The organism is Streptomyces phytophilus, assembly GCF_013870535.1.
Taxonomy (GTDB): domain Bacteria; phylum Actinomycetota; class Actinomycetes; order Streptomycetales; family Streptomycetaceae; genus Streptomyces; species Streptomyces phytophilus.
Window position 1 is genome coordinate 1 of record NZ_JACBXC010000890.1, and the last position, 2,563, is coordinate 2,563.

Annotated in this window: 2 protein-coding genes; one reads left to right on the forward strand and one right to left on the reverse strand. The window is 72.0% G+C overall.

The window, feature by feature from the left end; translation table 11 throughout:
* Positions 1 to 67 precede the first annotated feature (67 nt).
* Positions 68 to 1,171 carry a glycoside hydrolase family 172 protein gene (locus H5J30_RS26765; protein WP_181789897.1) on the reverse strand — a complete coding sequence of 368 codons (1,104 nt, stop codon included), beginning with the start codon at positions 1,169 to 1,171 and terminating at the stop codon, positions 68 to 70.
* 385 nt (positions 1,172 to 1,556) lie between these two features.
* Here H5J30_RS26765 and H5J30_RS26770 point away from each other — a divergent pair.
* On the forward strand, positions 1,557 to 2,563 hold a 1,007-nt coding region (locus H5J30_RS26770; protein WP_181789898.1), incomplete at its 3' end, for a LacI family DNA-binding transcriptional regulator.

Consider the following 2,563-nt stretch of genomic DNA (forward strand, 5'->3'; position numbering starts at 1 on the left):
GCCGTTGCCGTGCTGGAGCATGTCGTGCCCCTGTCTGTCGGATGGGTGCGGTACGAGGGGTGGGTTCTCAGTCGGGGGCGTCGACTTCGAGGTCGAGCAGGCCGGGGGTCGCCGGTAGGGCTGCGCTGGACGGCGCGTCGAGGTAGAAAAGGGACGTCGAGGCGATGTCGTCGCGGTTCTTGCGGTAGCGGTGCTTGAGGCCGTTGCCCTGGCCGGCGCCGATCCCGAGGCACTGCACGGTCACGCGGAGGTCTTCTTGGAAGCGGACGGGGTCCAGGACGTGCCAGCGGTACATCCCGAACCGCTGCTGGCTGGCGTAGAGGCCGTCGGGCCGGAGGATCTGGTTCAGGCCCAGATAGGGCGTGGTGTACGCGGTGTAGCCGTGCGGCTTGACGTCGAAGTTCCAGGCGCCGCCGAAGTAGTCCTCGGTGCCGGTGCCGCAGATGGTGGGCCAGTCCTCGTCGCCGTCGAGGTAGAACTTCAGCTCGCCCTCGCCCCACCAGCCGGGGCTGTTGGTGCCCCAGGCGAGGTAGGTGCCGACGTACTGGCCGGCGCCGGTGACGCCGTCGAGGAGGGTGTGGACCGAGGATTCGCCGACGGGGTTGCTGCGGCGCCACTGGGCGTGGAAGTAGGAGGCGTCGGCGGGGACGTCGGCCAGCTCGTAGTCGATCTGGTAGTAGAGCGTCATCTGCTCGGGGGCGAGGTTCTCCAGCGTGACGCGGGCGCGGCGGCGGAAGGGCATGGGCCAGTAGGCGTTGAAGCCGCCGTTGGGGGCGACGGTCACGGGTACGGAGGAGACCGGGCTGAAGACGCTCCAGCCGTTGCAGAAGAAGTCCCCGAGGGGCACCTCGACGGCGGGGGTCTGCTCGCCGTCCCAGTAGACGCGCAGCAGGGTCTGCCGCCAGGCGGCGTGCGGGGCGGTGGTGCACCAGAGGTGGCGAAGGGTGCCGGGCCCGTCGATCTCGGCGAGCACGGCGGTCTCGCCGGGGGCGATGTCGATGCTCGGGGAGACCTTCCACCCCTGCCCGAGCCGGCTCGCGGCCCGGGCGCCGGTGCCCTCGGTGGCGGCACCGCCGGCGCCCTTGGCGCCGGTGGGGTTCTCCGCGCTGATCGAGCGGGTGCGGGCGGGGGTCGTACGGGCGAGGTCATCCAGGCCGAACGTGGTGCTCATGGACGCTCCGTCGTGAAATCGTTTTCGTACAGGAAAAGCGAAGGGTCATCCCAAGTGCGCACGCAGCAGCTGAGCGGGCTCCGGTGACGTGGGGCACCCCCACCGGAAATCCCTTGAAATCCATTTCACGCGAAAGTAGAGTTCACGCCAGACGGTGTCAAGAGGTCCGTACGAGACCGCGGAAAACACCGTCCGCGCCGACCCGTCCACGTACCCCGACCGATCCCGGGGCCGCGCCGCGGGCCGCACCGCGGGGCGGCCGGATGTCCGAGTCCGATGTCCCGCCGCGGCCCGACCGGGCCCCGGACTGGCGGAGAATGGGCGGCAGGGCACCGGACGCGCGGCCGACTCCCGCGCCTGCGTGAGAGGTTCAGGTAGCGGAGAAGTGACGACCATCAACGATGTGGCGCGCGCCGCAGGGGTCTCGCCGGCCACGGTCTCCCGGGTCTTCAACGGGGGCCGGGTCACCGCCGAGCGCGCCGAGCGCGTCCGCAAGACCGCGGCGGAGCTGGGCTTCTCGCCGAACCGCGTGGCGCGGTCGCTGCGGATGCAGCGCGCCAGCGTCATCGGGCTGATCATCCCGGACATCGAGAACCCCTTCTTCACGTCGCTCGCGCGCGGCGTGGAGGACGCGGCGCAGCAGACGAACTTGTCGGTGGTGCTGTGCAACACCGACGAGGACGTGGACAAGGAACGGCGCTACCTGGAGATCGCGGCGGCGGAGCAGATGGCGGGCGTGATCGTGGCCGCGGCGTCGCGGAACCGCACCGACCTGTCGGTGCTGGAGGGCCGCGGCATGCCGGTGGTCGCCGTGGACCGGCGCCCGCGGGGCGCGTCCGTCGACGCCGTGATGGTCGACAACCAGCACGGCGGCGAGGAGGCCACCGCGCACCTGCTGCGCAGCGGCTACCACCGCATCGCGTGCATCGCGGGCCCCGAGGGGGCGTCCACGTCCGACGACCGCCTCGCGGGCTACCGCGCGGTGATGCGCGACCACCTGCGCGAGACGGACGGGGGCACGCTGCCGCCGGAGTACGTGCGGCACGCGGACTTCCGGGTCGAGGGCGGCCGGGCGGCGATGCGGGACCTGCTGGCGCTGCCGACGCCGCCGGACGCGGTGTTCGTGGCGAACAACCTGATGACGGTGGGCGCGCTGCAGGCGCTCAGGGAGGCGGGCACGGAGCCGCCGCGGACGGGGGTGCTGTCGTTCGGCGACGTCCCGTGGGCGTCACTGGTCCGCCCGCCGCTGTCGACGGTGCAGCTGCCGTCGTACGACCTGGGGTGGACGGCGGCGGGACTGCTGCAGGAGCGGATCGCGGGGACGGAGAGGCCGCTGCAGACGGTGGTGCTGCGCACGGCACTGCAGGTGAGGGAGTCGACGTCGGGACCGGG